Below are 14,929 nucleotides of genomic sequence, written 5' to 3'. Positions count from 1 at the left end.
TTCGCTTCCACCTTCAGAGCGACGTTATCCCTTCGCCCTCGACGGATTCAACAGAGCAGATCCTGACTGATTATTCCCATCAGCACAGATAATACAGGCCAGTGACACCAAGCGAGCACGGGTTCCAGGCGGCAATAACGGATATGATATTCATAACCTCGCTATCGGCAGAATACTTTTGCGTTCTCCGACAGGATGACGTAGGTAATGGATACGGACACTCCCCCAACTGGTAAGTTCTACGCACTAAATTTCTCTCCAGCTCCCCTCACCGACCAGTTCGCCGCCGTCTATGAGGAACTCCTCGACGACCACAATCCCCGCGACATACTCGTCCTCAAACGCATCCCCTGCAATCTGGACCCGCTCGCTGACCACATACAGACCGCGCTCGGGCTGCAGGTTCGCCCTAACGTCCAGTCAACTCCACAACACGCCTCCCACGTCGTCGAAATCAACGACCCGGACATCGACCGGCTGGCATACGAACAACGTATCGAACTCCTCGCCGACGTCATCGAATCCACCAACTGGGAAGACCTCGTTGACGAAGCCACAACCCGGATCGACAATGTACGATGGCCGGAAAACTACCAGCGGGCGGACGTCATCGAATTCTTCCAGACTGCAAGCGAGCAGGACAGCTTCGGACGGGACGTTGGACAAGTCCTGCTCGAGGCCACCCGGCAAGGCGGGTTCACACCGGAAGACGACGAAGCAGAACGACACATCCTGATAGCAACGTTGGCCTGTCTCAACGACCGGTTTCATGAACGGTTAGATACACACGGACTTGTCGAACGGGCCAACATCATCCCCCGTGGTACGGACGCACTACAGGACGACACGACCTATGACCACGTCGCCTCCGGGTTTGAAGCTATCCTCGCCCTCGAATTCGAGGAATATACCGCAAACGACCGACGGTACCTCGCCCATCTCGCCCAAGATGCCGACCTGATCGCAATCGGGGAACGCAACGCCAGCATCCAACGCGTGAAAACTGAACCGGGAGAACTCAACGAGCTCCGCGAAGACAGTGTCATCGACTTCGAAACCGGAGAACCGCCCACTCTCGATGAACCTGCTGGCACCCGGCGTTCCGTGACCGGGCCAGGCCGGATAGCATCGTTCCTAGCCACCAACATCGATCTCACGGACACAGTCTCAGGGACACACCTCCACGAATCCACATTCCGGGAGCAGATCAGTGCCGTCGCCAATGAAATTGAGTACCTTAGACACGACGACGATGACGAATACAGCGATTTCGCCGTTGTCGTGAACAGTCTCGGTGATCGGCTGTCAGAAGCTCGTCGCCATCTCCGGGCTGCCGGTCTTCCCACTCAGACCGTGGGTGCACCGGCGCTTGCAGAGGATCCGGCTGTTACGGAACTCTATGCCTTTGTGCAGTTCCTGCTGAACCGGGACGAAGACGCAAGGTCCTGGCTGACCGCCCGGGTCGACGACTTCTCCCCGGAGCTCGCAGAGGCATGCGGTAGCGGATCGCCTAGCACGACCCTCAACCGGTGGATCGTCAATACGGACCTGAAGGAACGCGTCGCCACCGGTGAAAGCCATATCGAGATCCAAGAACAGTTCCAGAACATCAAGCGAGTTACCGAGCTGGCACAGTTTATTGACCAGACCACCTTGATGGACAGTGACCTCCCAACGTTCAAGCACGTGCTGGAGCGGGCTATCAGGTTCGACGCGGCATACACCCATACCATCGAGACCGCACCCCAGTCGCACGGCATCACAGTCACCGATATCCAGGGCGTAAAACATGAGAGCTACAACACGGTGTTCTTGCTAAACGTGGTGGACCAAGAATATCCCGGCGGTGAGCGATTGACACCACTATTCCCCAAGCCGTGGTTGAAAAATATGCCAGAATACCCGGCGGTCACCGCTGTGGACGAGGATACGATAGAGACAACATACGAAACCTACACGGGTGACCGCTCGACGAGTGCCTTCGACACGTACTACCACCATCGAGAACGTCGCAAACTGGCTCTTGGTGCCCGGGCAGCCACCGAGAACCTGTACTTCTGCACGTACGACTCTCAGGAAAGTGGATTGGGCCGGGCGTACAACCCGTCTCGCTACCTCAATCATCTGCAGGACCAGGAACAGATTGGGGTGGATGCCCTGTCGCCGGAAAGTGACGACCGGCCGATCCAGACACGTGAGAAGGTCGTCGAGTATATCCTCGACCAGCCGTGGGAGGAATTGGAAGGTATCGTCAACGCCGCACACACCGGTGAAACAGCGGAGATCGAGGACACCGAGGAGGTGTTCGGAGTGATCCAGAACCTGTTGTCGGACGATGACGTGGACCCGGTGTTTGCCGACGCGGTTGCCAGTCAGTTTGCCATGGCCCGCGGGGATGTGATGCAAAGTGACTGAACCCCTCACCGCACAAGAACTGACGACGTATCTCTTGTGCCCGCGGAAGTACGAGTTCGAGCACGTGGCCGAACTGACCGGGGACACCCAGCGGAATCAGGATCTGTTCCGCCAGCTTCTCCGAAAGGCGATCTGCACCGGTTACGATGAGGCCCGGAGCAACGGTGTTGACCCTCGTGACGCAGCGTTGGAGGCACTTGATTCTGCGTGGGAATTCTACACTGATGCGGCAGACCATCACTCGTCTCAGCAGGAATCCACGGAGAAAAACCGGGCCAAGGCCGGGGTAGATGCCTACTTTGATGCGGTCGGATCCACGCATCTGGACAAGATCGAACAGGCAGCTACGGTTTCAGATGAGCCAGTGATCGGGCCTGATATCACATTGACCGCGGATTTTGAAGGTCAGCAGGTAGGGAAGGATGTCGATTACATCATGGCCGATGATAGCCAATTCGTTGGGGTGCGGCTGACAGATCGGATGTGGGGGAGCAAAGTTCCCTATGAATCCGATGACGAGATAGCCGACAAGCATCTTGACCAGGGCAATTATTCGCCGGAGAAAGTCGGAACAGTGATCGGTGCCCGGATAGCAGAGGAAGCCCTCAGCCAGTATGGAACTGACGACGTCGGAACGGAGCTAATGTATCTGAGTGTAATGGAAGACACGTTCGAAACCGAAGATGAGTGCGAGGCAGTAATCGAGCAGCGGCGGATGGGGCAGTTCCTCGCAGAGAGTCGCCAGACCGTGGACGACGCGATCGCGTGGATGGTCGGAAACATTTCCGACGAGACATACAGCCCCGAGGAAGTATTCAACGAGCAGGACCACTGGAATGGCGACTTCGAGCAGGTTGTCGAAAACTCGTGCCAGTACTGTTCGTATGCCGCGGGCTGTCAGGAAGCGATTAAACGGGAGGTGATGTTCAATGTCTGAATCCGAACAATCGAACGGGCCGACGCCGAAGGGTGGACAGGAAGATGTCCTCGACGCCGACAACGAATACGTGAGTGTCGACGCCGGGGCGGGTGCCGGAAAAACCACGACCATGCGGTTGCGAATCGAAAAGATGCTCACCGCGGTCGATGCCCCACCGTCAGACCGTGTTCTTGTTCTGACGTTTGCGAACGAGGCTGCGTCGTCAATTCAGGAGAGCATCACCGATGCGGAGCAGTTGTCTATCGACCAGGCGTATAACATCGATGTCTATACCTACCACTCGTTCTGCAGCCAGCTCGTCTCTGAGTACGCCTACGTCCTTGGATTAGATCCGGACTTCGACGTCATCACCGATGACCAACGGTTCCGCACCATCCAGAATCTGATCGATGAACACGACTACCAGTATGTGTCACGGCGTCAGGACGACGCAGCCGCGGTAGAAGGACAAGCGGTGGACTACATCAGGGAGATGCGGCAGGAAGCCGTGTCACCGGCCGATGTAGAGGAATTCCTGCCGGCAGAATCGACAGTCGGCGAGCTCAAACGGCTCGTCATCGATCTGGAACAGAGGGCAGCGGAACTGTTTGACCCAGATAATTTCACTTCCGATGAATTCGAGGCCGGCGAGGCACGTATCGCGGCCAATCTTGACGATTACCGGGAGGAACTATCGCGCTGGCAATTGGTTGCGAGCCACCAGTCGGGTGACACCTGGTCCACCATTGAATCATATCTTGAATATTTGGAGCTGTGGACGGAGATGGTGGAAGCTCTCGTGGCGGAAGACCCTGTGATGGCGTACAACTTCCTCCCACAGGGACTGTTCGAGTCTGGTACTAACGCCTACACGTACTGGTGGACGGACATGAAACAGACGCCGCTCGGTCATCTCAGGTCTTACATCGAAGCCCTGGAAGAGATGCACGGCTTGCAAGAGATTTACCAGGACTACGTGGCCGAGCTGGAGTCCCGTGGCGCGCTGGACTTTGACGAGCTCATCAACCGAGCAGAAACACTGATTAACGATTCACAGGTAAGCGACGAGATTCAGAGTAGGTGGGACTACGTATTCTGTGACGAGTTCCAGGATACCGACGATGTACAGATGGACGTTGTCACCGGGCTGTGTCAAGGTGACGCGCAACTTCTTGCGATCGGTGACGTTGACCAAGCGATATACGGTTGGCGCGGAGCGAACCCGGAAGGACTGAACGACCTCGGGGACGTATTCGCAGATCACGACCGGATCGATATCAAGCGGAACTTCCGGTCAGATCAGGAGATACTGGAGATGGCAAACCAGTGTGGTGCGTACGATTCGAAACACCTGGTTTCTGACGATTGCATTATTGATCCATCGGAGGAAGAGACCTACGTAGAACGGGATGAAACGGACGAGGCACGGCTCGGCATGGTCGCTGGAGACTGGACGGAACTGACTACTGCACAGGAAGTTGCGACTACGGTCTCTCAGCTGCTGGAAGATGGGTTCGATGAGATCGATGACCGTTCACTTGGTGATATCGCAGTGATCGTCCGGACCAACCAGCAGGCCAGGGACGTGGCCGCTAGTCTCCGGAATCGGCAGATACCTTATCGGATTGACGGCACGAGCGAGACGGACCTGCAGCCGGGTGTGCAGACCATTCTTTCCTATTTCCGGGCGCTTGTTGACCCGTCCTCAGATATCCATCTTCGCCGGGTACTGATGCTGGTCTACCGCGTCACCGAGGAGGACTTGAAGGCTCTGGAGACCGCTTCGGTTGATTCACTCTATGAGGCGGTCTTGGACCATGAGAGTCTCGAGGAGATATCGTTAGAGCAGCCGAATCGAGTTAACCGGGCACGGAGTGATTTCGAGGAGTTAGTGGAGCTCAAGGACAGTCATTCGCTACCGTACTTCTACAACGCGTTCGTCGACAAAACGTGTATTGAATGGTATCTGCAGGATGAAGATCGTGCACAGCTGGACCGTATCAAGAAATTCCTGCAGGCATACGAAAGCGATAACGTTCTCCGCCGGTTCTCCGAGGAATTCGTCGACAGTCTGGCCCGGTCGCTCAAAGGTCGTGATAACGACCTTGCCGTCGGTATTGGGTCTCAGTCTGAGGACAAAGTCAATATCATGACCGTCCATCAGGCCAAGGGGCTTCAGTTTGACACCGTGCTTTTCCCATATCTGGAGGACGACGAGTGGGTGACGACGTATTCACCGTCATGGGCGACGACCGAAGACGCCGCGTGGTCGGCGCATCGATATCAATCGATCATCCGAGCCATCAAGGATGACGCGTATACGCATCCCTTGACTGAGTCCGCTTATCAGGAGAAGCAGGAAGAGGACTGGCGGACGTTCCATGTCGGAGTGACCCGGGCAGAGTCGTTGCTGGTGGTGTTCAGTCAGACGCCGGAGGAGTATGATGGTTGGCAGAAGTCTGTGTCATATCTGCGGGAGCAATGTATTCAGGCGGCGGGACCAGCAAACTCACCGGAACAGCTGTTGGAGACGGTTTTCCCGGATGTCAATACGCCGTGGTCACCAGAACAACCCCAGATGAATCTGTGGAGTTCGGTGCGAGAGACGTTCAAGGAGGTCGAGGATCGGTATCCAGAGACGGTCGTGAACCTTTCCGAAGAGGTAGCGCAGGCAGCCGATATAACACCGGGAACAATCACCTACTACAACAGGTACGAGGACGAACTGAACCTCGAACAGGCGATCGGGGAGATCCATGACTTGGGGGAGGGAATCTTCGACGAGGACCTGACACCGCGAGATCCAGCGGTGGATGCCATACATCCAGGTTCACTGTCGTTCGACGACGGTTCGGAGCTGCCTGTCCAGCACAGCCACACTTCGCTGGAGACGTATTCTGACTGTCCGCGCCGCCACCTTTTGGACCACGTGCTGTACGGGTTCGATGACCCGATGCCGTCAGAAGTAGCAGTCGGTCAGTCGGACGAACCGAGCTGGCGGAAAGTCGGGAACGTGTTCCACGCCGTGGCGGAAGAAGCGTTCTACCGGAATGACACAGAAGAAGATGAGTGGTTGGATATCTGTGACCGGATTGTCCGAGCCCGGGACCTGGAATCGGTACGTGACGAGGTCGAGACCTGTATTAATCGACTATTCGCGACAGATCTGATGGAGTGGGACCCAGTCGCCGCCGAGCTCCCATTTGAAGTGACGGATATTCCCGGGGTGGATGGCCCGGTGATCGGGTATATGGATTCGGTGCGGCAGGTGCCGGGGAAGGGACTGGCCGTGTTGGATTATAAGACAACGTTCGAGAAACGAGACATCGAGTCTTCGTCACAGCTCTTGCTGTACCTCCGGGCCTGTGAGGAACTGTTCGACGAACCGGTGGAATGGGCCGGGTATGTGTATGTCGGTGAGGCTGGTGACGCCGATGGTGAGATTGACTTGATTCATCGGGATGACATCGAAGGCAGTTGGACCGATGTTGTGGATATGTTGCAGGCGGCGGATTCGCCGTCGTTTGAGGCGGATCCTGGGTCGCATTGTCGGCATTGTCCTCACCGGTCGCTGGGTTGTGCCCCGGAGGAACACGCCTACGATAATGGGTACGTGATCGAGAGCACAGACGACTAGTAGAAGGGGCACTACACCCTAAATCAGCGTTATTAGGCGGTATAACCCAGATTATTTGCTGTTTTAGGGTTCACACAAGTTATAAGTGAAACGCTAGAGTACATTTTCGTCATGAGTCTCTGGAGGGTCCAGCGCGAAAAAGAGACTTACACGGACCTCAGCCGTAGTCTCAACAAGGCCCTCAAAGCCATCTCCATCATCCGGCACGATGCCGTCGACCGGTATGGCAGGGATCGCATTCAGCAACAGTTGGAAGACGCGGAAAAGGTCATCAACCGTCTGCTCGAGATCTCTCACGATCCCTACTACACGGACGAAGAACTGCAACCCCTATACAATGGCGTGAAAAACGCTTGGCGCGACTCCGATGATACTATTCGCCCGGACCTGCAGAACATTATCTCCTCGCTCCAATCACTTCAGGACAGCCCCCAGCCATCACAAGCGTTGTCGGATCCCGAGTTCGACAGGCTCAAAGACAAGTTGGAGGATATCCGCGACGTCGCCAACGAGACCGTCGAAGAGAACAAGCAGGCACTTAGAGGCAACTTTGCCTGAGACTGTCGACGAAAAACTAGCCGACCTGGAAAACCGACGAGACTCCATAGATGAGCGTCTCGCTGACGACGACGTTCGCACCCCGGCCAACGTCTTCGATCCATTACTAGCGGATTTCGACACACTACTCGACGAAATCCGATTCGACATCGAAACCCTCGCCAAACTCTCTGAGGACACCGGCGATTTCTACGAAGAAATCTGCAGCGACCTCTGGGACGCCCACGGTAACCTCCAGAAGATCGAGAAAATTATCTCCTACTACGAACTCCATACTGCCCAGGAATCGGACAAGACAGCGGTATTTGACAACGTCCGTACGGTCGTCGACGAACTCTGCCACCCGCTCGGCATCGACTTCGATATCATCCCCATCTGCTGGAACGAGACAGCTCTCGTCACGTTCATCCAGGAAGCGGTGTATGGACTCTGGCTCCCCCGCAACATCTCCACAGCATCGTTCAACGAGTTTGCCCCGTTAATTGCCCACGAGATCGCGCACGTCACCATGGACTACCGGGAGAGCTACACTCTTCCAGACACCGTCAATCAGGAGCGAAGACGGATCGCCAGTGAATTCGATGATCGCGAAGAAACAGTTACCGACGCCCTCAGTTACTGGTACGAAGAGCTATACTGTGATACAATCGGCACGCTGACGTTCGGTCCTGCATACGCGGTCAGTTTAACCCGGTGTCTTTTCTCCGATAATCCGTATAAACTCCCTGCTAGACAGGTGAGACAGGAACATCCGCCGGAGGCTCTCCGTTACCGGCACGTTATGAAAACGTTGGCCGACGAGTTCCCTGAAGAACTCCACCGACTGGCTGAGAGGGAAACCGCTGACTATGGAGACCACCTCGATCAGCTGTCTTCCAAGCGAACCCCGGAATATACCGACTGGTGGAATGACCGGTTCCTCCACGCGATCACCGAGGACACCAAACAATTCTTCACGCCCGACACAGGGGAGCTCGCTGATGCAATAACACACCCGGGAACTGACACGGCTGACACAGTTACTCTACGAGCCCGTGTCAACAGAAACCTTCTCGAAACGATCTAGAACGGAAGATACTGGATCTCGCTGCACTTTTCGAACATCTTTGCGAGTTCTGTCGCCAGGTCGGTCGATATCGGGGAACGCATGTTCACACTTCCTGGCGACCCCCAGTTAAGGAAGGACAGCCGGAAAACGTCTTGCGTCAATGCCGTGATGTCCCATTCACTGTTTGCCGCCACCAGCGTACAGCTCGTGGCACGGGGTGTTCCCTGCCACACGTACGGATGTCCACCGTTTACCACAATACCGGTCTGGTCGCCAATCGTCGTATAGGCCCCGGTCGGCGCCTGTAGATCATAGTCCTGATCGAAGATCCGGTGCGGTGTGTCCGAATTCACCTCGACTACGCCCCACTGAACATTTTCGGGCAGCATCCCCTCGTCGACAAGTTCCGGGATCAACTCCCGGACCGCTGCTTCCTCGGTGTTTTTCAATATCCCGCCTCGCTGGATGATAATCGAAGACACCGAGTCCTTCTCCTCCACAGCCTCTGCGATTTGGTTTCGGAGTGCTGACTTCGTCTCGAACTCCGGTGCGGCCGTACTCGGGCCCGCGCTGAATCCGCTCGTCGTTTGAGTGATTACTTCGCCGGTGTCCCCGTCATGGGTGACGGCACCGATCGAGTTCTGGTCGAACCCGTTTACGTCGAACCCGATCACTACGTCGGAATGTAGCGGTTCGGCGAGGACAAATGGGCGGACACCAATCTTGGCCGCAAGCCCCATCGCGACGTTGAACAGGCTGCTGTCTCGGTAATCGTCCAAGGCGGACGGTGTGAGGTGCTGGACTGGTGCGCCGGCAACATCGTTGACCAGCGAATAATACCGATCGTCGGAATCATCGGATAAAGCAGCCAGCAGGCCGTCAATCTGGTCGCCCTGTTGGTTCACCCACTTATCCCACACTCGGCGGTCAGTGTGCTCGATCGGACCAACCGGGCCGGGTGCCGTGATCTGTGCATACTGCTGCAGGTGTTCCTGGATATCCCGGTACGTTTCCTCGGCCGTTTCCGGATAACTGTCTGGATACGCGAATGCAATATGCCGTTCGCCTCGCACACGTTTGTACGGGCCATGTTCGTCAAGCAGTCGTTGTATCTCGTTTTCCCATTCCCATTTGTCCGGGAGGTCGCCCAGCGTCTGCGGGTCGAATACGTGGCCGTTACCGAACATCAGGGACGGGTATGAGAACCGGGTGATTTCGCCAGATAGCTCGGTGTCGCCCACATTAAATTGCTGGCTGCCGACTCGGATATACGATACGTCCTCAGCGAGTGACCGGATCTCATCCCGGCGTTCTGTCGGCGTGATTATCGCGGAATCGTTTAATGCGTCGCTGTTCCCAGGGGTTTTGTAGAGCAGGGCCGGGGACACGGTGTACTCCTTCGGATTGTTCATGTAGGTGACACCGCACAGCGGATCCGTTTCTTCGACGTCCTCGGCCTGGGGTGCCGGAGAATCGGCGTTGAGCTCGTATATCGTCGATCCGTACACCGACTCGTCCATCACAGTCCGGTCCTCGTACACGGTTTCGAGCGTGGCGTAGCTCGTCCGTGAGCTGAACATGATGAACTTCTCGCCGGTGAATTGTTCCTGCACCCGCTCAATCCCGACCTGGTCGATCCACTCTTTCAACGATTTCTCGGAGAAAAACTTGAACGTCGGGTCGAGGAAGAGATGGAACCCATCACCATACTCGACAGAGAGCTTGTACCCAAGGTGCATATTGTAGCTCCCTTGGGATGCGTACGGAGTGTACTGGTACACCCGGTTGTAGTCACCATCCCAGTAGTCACGGTAGTTGGTGAGATATTCCTTGAGTCCGGTTTCGAGGGCCTCGGCCATCACCTCAGGGTCGCCATCTGTCCCGGGCGTCCACACCTTTGATTCTATGAGCGTGAGATTGCTGTCGGTATCGTTGATCTGTTCCGGGGGGTTAGAGTCCCCGCAGGCCACGATTCTCCACGAGTCGCCGTCGTGGTACCGGACACCGATCCCGTCCGTGCCAGAAGAGACATCGTCCTCGAGCTGGTCAAGTCGGTTCCAGGCCGGTGTTGTTGGTTGTGGAGAGATATCGTAGATGCCAACGTCCATCTGGGAGACATCGACGGGGAATGCATTCAGGTAATCAGTCATCGTTTTAGGCTGTTCGTCCACTGTCAAAACCATACCGGTCGTGTATTCCATCCGAAATAAGGGGGTGACCGGTCACGTTTCCTTGATGTTGCTACTGTGTTTAGTTATCCCGGTCGAACTATCCCCCAACGTCCCCCGAATACCGTTTCGTAGTGGGCGTTCTCGTCGGCAAACCTTCGTCCCTACTTCCAGATCGAACCGAGCGGCACCTCATAGAACGGGAAGACCACGAGAACGGCGATGGAACAGCACCGCTGTTATTCGACCAGTCTACCTCAGTCCAGATCAATAGTTCCCCAATTCGGCCTGCCGCTGTCCATACTCATCAAGAAACTGCCCCACGTGCCCCACGAGTGACGCAGCAAACCGCTCAAACTTCAACCGATCATGCGGCGTCCGATACGCACCATCCAGCCCGGCCTCTTCTCCCGACAACAAAAACGACGCCCCATCATATATTCCATTATCTAGCAACCGCAGACACAGTTCCTCACATCGGTCAGCATACGAAGCGCCGACAAAGGCGTCCGCCATTCCTGCATCCGTCGCCGAAATCGAATCACCCTCCAGCGTCCCTTGCTCATCCATCAAATACACATACCCCAGCCATGGCCGTACCGGCGAATCAATCACTCCCTTTTCCATTGCCGTCCGGAAATCCGTTGCACTGCCAACAACCTCTTCGACCCGGTTGTTCCAGTTGTTCCCGAACGAACTGGTCTGCGACTTGAACTCGATCGCCGCCACCGGATCACCCTCCTGTAGCACGACCAGATCCCATTCCTTTGATGGCCGGTAATATCCCGGTAAATCCGCGGACTTTCCCGTGTAAATTGCGGATTCAGGCAACCCAGCATCCACGAGCAGATCATACAGCAAGCCCTCAAACTCGGCCATGTGTCCACCGCTCGTCACCTCTTTACGCCGGCCCTCCTGCGCATGGTCTATATCTGCCCGGTTCTCGGCCCTCGACATCCGCTCCTGCCAGAAATACTCGACCGCGTCCGCGATTTCGACATCTGAGACAGGTGGCACCGACGTCATGACAGAAACCGGGCTTCCATCCAGTCAGCCATCTGCTGAACAAGCGTCCGGTAATGTATCCGATCACCAGGCTGCGGGGCCGGCGGCTCCGTAACCAACTCGCTATCACCGATATCGTCGATGAGATTAGAATGCCGAACCACGACGACACCGGCACCATCGAGATTAGCACTGATCTCGCCCTCGCTCCGATTGATCGAGTCGAACATCTCGATGATCTCTCCGACGATGCGCTCGATGTGAACGTGGTCGGTGATATCGTCAGGATCGCGCAGCGGAGAATCGAACTCCTCGGCCAAGTTCACCAGTAAAATACCCGCTGTCAGCGCTTTCTCGTGGTGGTGATGCATAATATCCGCAAAGGAGTTGATGTCCCTCTGGCGGTTGCGTCGGGCCTTTTGGTGTTCGGTCATGATCGACTTGGCGTCGGCCGCGAGATAGATCTCGGCGGGGTTGGCCTGCGCCATCTCGCGGTCGCCATCGAGCGATGCCTGAACGCTGTCGGCGGGCGGGCCGATCACGAGGTCGGTGTTCCACGAGAGGCCGCCCTCCCCGACCTCGTAATCCTCCTGGTAGACGAGCTCGCCCGCGGCGGCCGCCTCCCGAATCGCATCGCTCTCATAGAGGAGATCATCGACAAAATACCGACATTGTGCGCCGCCATGCGAATCGCTCCGAGGATGATAAGGGACGTTCCGCGGATAACTCCAGTTGCGCTCCTGATTCAGCCAGTCAACAATCCGTTCATCACCATATCGATGCTCCGACATTACCTCGCGGGTTCTTGAGGCTACTATATAAAAAATAGCACATCGGAACGCACGTGAGGATGTCGCAAACCGGGGCCGGCTTCCAAAAACGTTCGCGCTCTACCGCGTCACGTCGACGGTCAGATTCTCGTAGTTCGTGAGGGTTCCCCGTTCTGCCTGAATCCGCTCTTCTGCGATGTCGACATACTCTGACTCGAGTTCGACGTTGATCGAGTTACGCCCACAGCGACTCGCCGCGACGGCGGTGCTCCCGGTCCCGGCGAACGGATCGAGCACCGTATCGCCGACGAACGAGAACATCCGAATCAGTCGCTCGGCCAGTTCGGCAGGATACGGGGCCGGATGGTCTGTCTGTCGCTCACCCTTGATGTCGTCCCACAGCTGCCGGAACATCTTCTGGTGGGTATCGGCCTCGATAGTCGAGAGGATCCGCTCGGCGATGTCCGGACTTCGGTATCCGCCGGGCTTGCGGAACAGAAGGATATACTCGATGTCGTTTTTGATCACCGCCCCCGGTTCGTAGGGCTTGCCGAGGAACCGGGCGTTCCCGCCAGACTCGAGGCTCGCGTTCCCGATCTTGTACCAAATGACGGGCGCGAGGTTGTCGAAGCCGATGTCGGTGGCGTGTTCCTGAATCGTCGCGTGCAACGGGAGCACACGATGCCGCCCATGATCGCTCCGGGAGCGGAGGACGTCCCCAACGACCACACAGAGCCGGCCACCGGGCACAAGCTTCTCGTAGATGTGCTCCCATACCTCGTCGACGAGTTCGTTGAACTGCTCGTAATCGTTGATATCCCCGAGTTGGCCTTCCGACCCACCGCCGTTTTCGATGTTGTAGTCTTTCAGGTTGAAATACGGCGGCGAGGTGACCGCGAGATGGACGGACTCGTCATCTATCATTGAGAGGTCACGGGCATCGCCGTGATAGAGATCGTGGTGACTTGGGAGCGATTTCACTGCCTGTTCGACGTCGCCCATCCGCCCTTTGTCGCGTGCTAGCGCCGGAATTTCCGACTTGAGCTCTTGATCGGACAACTCGAGCAGGTCACGACAGGAATCGGGAATATGCTCGCGAAGATCCGCTGAATCAGCCATCTTGTCTTGGTTTGGTAGCGCCATCGTTTATAGTGTTTGAGTTTGGGACTGCTCGACTAGCGATACTCCTGCCCAAGCGACTGCGTACAGTCGTGATTGCGAATCCGCTCTGGGAGTCCGACCTTCCCACAGACGGGACACTCCCGCAGAGGTGTCGGCGGCAGGTCGTTCCAAGCGTCCAGTGCGGCGGCTAACTGTGCTTCTACGATTGGCGAGTCGGTTGTGCGGTGGGCTTCGCGAAGGTGAATGCGAAGCCGCTCTTGGGCTGTGAGAGTGCGTTCCTCGGACATTGGTTCTCGGGGGCACGTTCTGGTGTGCCCTCCACCCCTCCAGGGGGCAAATAAACAGACTCCGTCTCGACAGCGGTCTTGTCTCTGGGGACACCACTCGCAAAGCTGTGACTCCGGTTGTGGCTGCCGGCCGACCGGAGGGAGGCCGGGAGCGGAGGGTGGGGCGGTGGGGCTTGGGCTGGTCCGGCGCTCACTAAAACAAGAGGTGTCCTCATCTGGCTCTCTCGTGGGGCCACCGCGCGATACAGCTACTCGGGAGTGTATTCCATCCCCCAGAGGTCCTCGAAATACTCGAGTGTGTATTTCCCTCGACTGCCACCTTTGTACGAGTTGAACCGGTCGACGTAGTATATCACCTCAAGAAAGCCTTCTTTCTCGTGATGGACGCCCTGTTCCATCCGGGGTAGAATCTCGTCAAGGAGGAGATCGACCTGTTCGCGCTTTACAATGAACTGATCGCGGAGCGGGGTGAGGAGCGTCCGTGTATTGCTGATACCCTGCACGCCCCAAATGTACTGATCGCTCCGGTTCTCATTGGCTTCGAGACTGGACACATGACAGTTCACATCGTGAGCATCACAGTACGCACAGAGCGCCTCCATCAGGTGGTCACGATATGTTTCGGTGACCTCGATCTGCGGCTGAAGTCGATGGTCGACTCGATACTCACTATTCTGGTTTACTTTCACGCCAATCCATCCTTCTGCGTCGAGAGTTCCGGTCAACTGTTCGTGGGTGATTCGGAGCATTGGTGCAAGTTCAAAGCCGGTACTGTACCGCTCTCGGTCGGCAATCGAGATGCGGATACAGCCTTCGCCGTCGAAGAAGCCGGCGAACCACGCATCGAAATCGTGGTACTCGGATGAGTCGGTTGACATCGCGCTGCACCCCTCGCCGGCGCGAATAAACACGACCTGCGTCATCTGGTTGGGCGGTGTTGAAGTCGCCCCTCCGCTGTTGAAAACGGTCGTGGCTGCGCGCGCAGCGACCGTAGGGAGCG

Annotated in this window: 10 protein-coding genes; 5 read left to right on the top strand and 5 right to left on the bottom strand. The window is 56.6% G+C overall.

The window, feature by feature from the left end; translation table 11 throughout:
- Positions 1-207: 207 nt before the first annotated feature.
- From ACQUSM_RS14670 to ACQUSM_RS14650, 5 genes are all read left to right on the top strand, one after another.
- Positions 208-2,415, top strand: a complete 2,208-nt coding sequence (locus ACQUSM_RS14670; protein ID WP_435119818.1) for a hypothetical protein — start codon at positions 208-210, stop codon at positions 2,413-2,415.
- Entirely contained in the window at positions 2,408-3,352 is a 945-nt protein-coding gene (locus ACQUSM_RS14665) for a hypothetical protein (RefSeq protein WP_435119816.1), read from the top strand. Before ACQUSM_RS14670 ends, ACQUSM_RS14665 begins: the two co-directional genes overlap by 8 nt.
- Positions 3,345-6,971: an ATP-dependent helicase gene (locus ACQUSM_RS14660; RefSeq protein ID WP_435119814.1), complete on the top strand. Its 3,627-nt coding sequence runs from the start codon at positions 3,345-3,347 to the stop codon at positions 6,969-6,971. The genes ACQUSM_RS14665 and ACQUSM_RS14660 overlap by 8 nt, the downstream gene beginning before the upstream one ends.
- Positions 6,972-7,082: 111 nt before the next feature.
- Positions 7,083-7,529, top strand: a complete 447-nt coding sequence (locus ACQUSM_RS14655) for a hypothetical protein (protein ID WP_435119812.1) — start codon at positions 7,083-7,085, stop codon at positions 7,527-7,529.
- Positions 7,522-8,595: a hypothetical protein gene (locus ACQUSM_RS14650; protein ID WP_435119810.1), complete on the top strand. Its 1,074-nt coding sequence runs from the start codon at positions 7,522-7,524 to the stop codon at positions 8,593-8,595. Before ACQUSM_RS14655 ends, ACQUSM_RS14650 begins: the two co-directional genes overlap by 8 nt.
- On the opposite strand, the gene ACQUSM_RS14645 is transcribed toward ACQUSM_RS14650, so the two are convergent.
- From ACQUSM_RS14645 to ACQUSM_RS14625, 5 genes are all read right to left on the bottom strand, one after another.
- The gene (locus ACQUSM_RS14645; RefSeq protein WP_435119808.1) at positions 8,592-10,727 is read right to left on the bottom strand and encodes a Piwi domain-containing protein; all 2,136 of its coding nucleotides are present in this window, start codon (positions 10,725-10,727) and stop codon (positions 8,592-8,594) included. The genes ACQUSM_RS14650 and ACQUSM_RS14645 overlap by 4 nt on opposite strands.
- Before the next feature lie 285 nt (positions 10,728-11,012).
- Positions 11,013-11,702, bottom strand: a complete 690-nt coding sequence (locus tag ACQUSM_RS14640) for a PaeR7I family type II restriction endonuclease (protein WP_435119922.1) — start codon at positions 11,700-11,702, stop codon at positions 11,013-11,015.
- A gap of 65 nt (positions 11,703-11,767) precedes the next feature.
- Complete coding sequence (locus ACQUSM_RS14635) at positions 11,768-12,541, bottom strand: hypothetical protein (protein WP_435119806.1); 774 nt, start codon at positions 12,539-12,541, stop codon at positions 11,768-11,770.
- A 99-nt stretch (positions 12,542-12,640) separates the two neighbouring features.
- Entirely contained in the window at positions 12,641-13,639 is a 999-nt protein-coding gene (locus ACQUSM_RS14630; RefSeq protein ID WP_435119804.1) for a DNA-methyltransferase, read from the bottom strand.
- Positions 13,640-14,177: 538 nt separating this feature from the next.
- Positions 14,178-14,807: a hypothetical protein gene (locus ACQUSM_RS14625; protein WP_435119802.1), complete on the bottom strand. Its 630-nt coding sequence runs from the start codon at positions 14,805-14,807 to the stop codon at positions 14,178-14,180.
- Positions 14,808-14,929 lie beyond the last annotated feature (122 nt).

It is taken from the genome of Halolamina sp. C58 (assembly GCF_051195095.1).
Classification (GTDB): domain Archaea; phylum Halobacteriota; class Halobacteria; order Halobacteriales; family Haloferacaceae; genus Halolamina.
The sequence above is the reverse complement of the archived record's forward strand: the minus strand, read 5'-3'. Positions and strand labels throughout refer to the sequence as shown.

Coding starts and splice junctions, on each gene's coding strand:
- ACQUSM_RS14645 (WP_435119808.1), bottom strand. CDS start 10,727: ATGACTGATTACCTGAATGCATTCCCCGTCGATGTCTCCCAGATGGAC.
- ACQUSM_RS14625 (WP_435119802.1), bottom strand. CDS start 14,807: ATGTCAACCGACTCATCCGAGTACCACGATTTCGATGCGTGGTTCGCC.
- ACQUSM_RS14655 (WP_435119812.1), top strand. CDS start 7,083: ATGAGTCTCTGGAGGGTCCAGCGCGAAAAAGAGACTTACACGGACCTC.
- ACQUSM_RS14635 (WP_435119806.1), bottom strand. CDS start 12,541: ATGTCGGAGCATCGATATGGTGATGAACGGATTGTTGACTGGCTGAAT.
- ACQUSM_RS14660 (WP_435119814.1), top strand. CDS start 3,345: ATGTCTGAATCCGAACAATCGAACGGGCCGACGCCGAAGGGTGGACAG.
- ACQUSM_RS14630 (WP_435119804.1), bottom strand. CDS start 13,639: ATGGCTGATTCAGCGGATCTTCGCGAGCATATTCCCGATTCCTGTCGT.
- ACQUSM_RS14640 (WP_435119922.1), bottom strand. CDS start 11,702: ATGTCGAGGGCCGAGAACCGGGCAGATATAGACCATGCGCAGGAGGGC.
- ACQUSM_RS14670 (WP_435119818.1), top strand. CDS start 208: ATGGATACGGACACTCCCCCAACTGGTAAGTTCTACGCACTAAATTTC.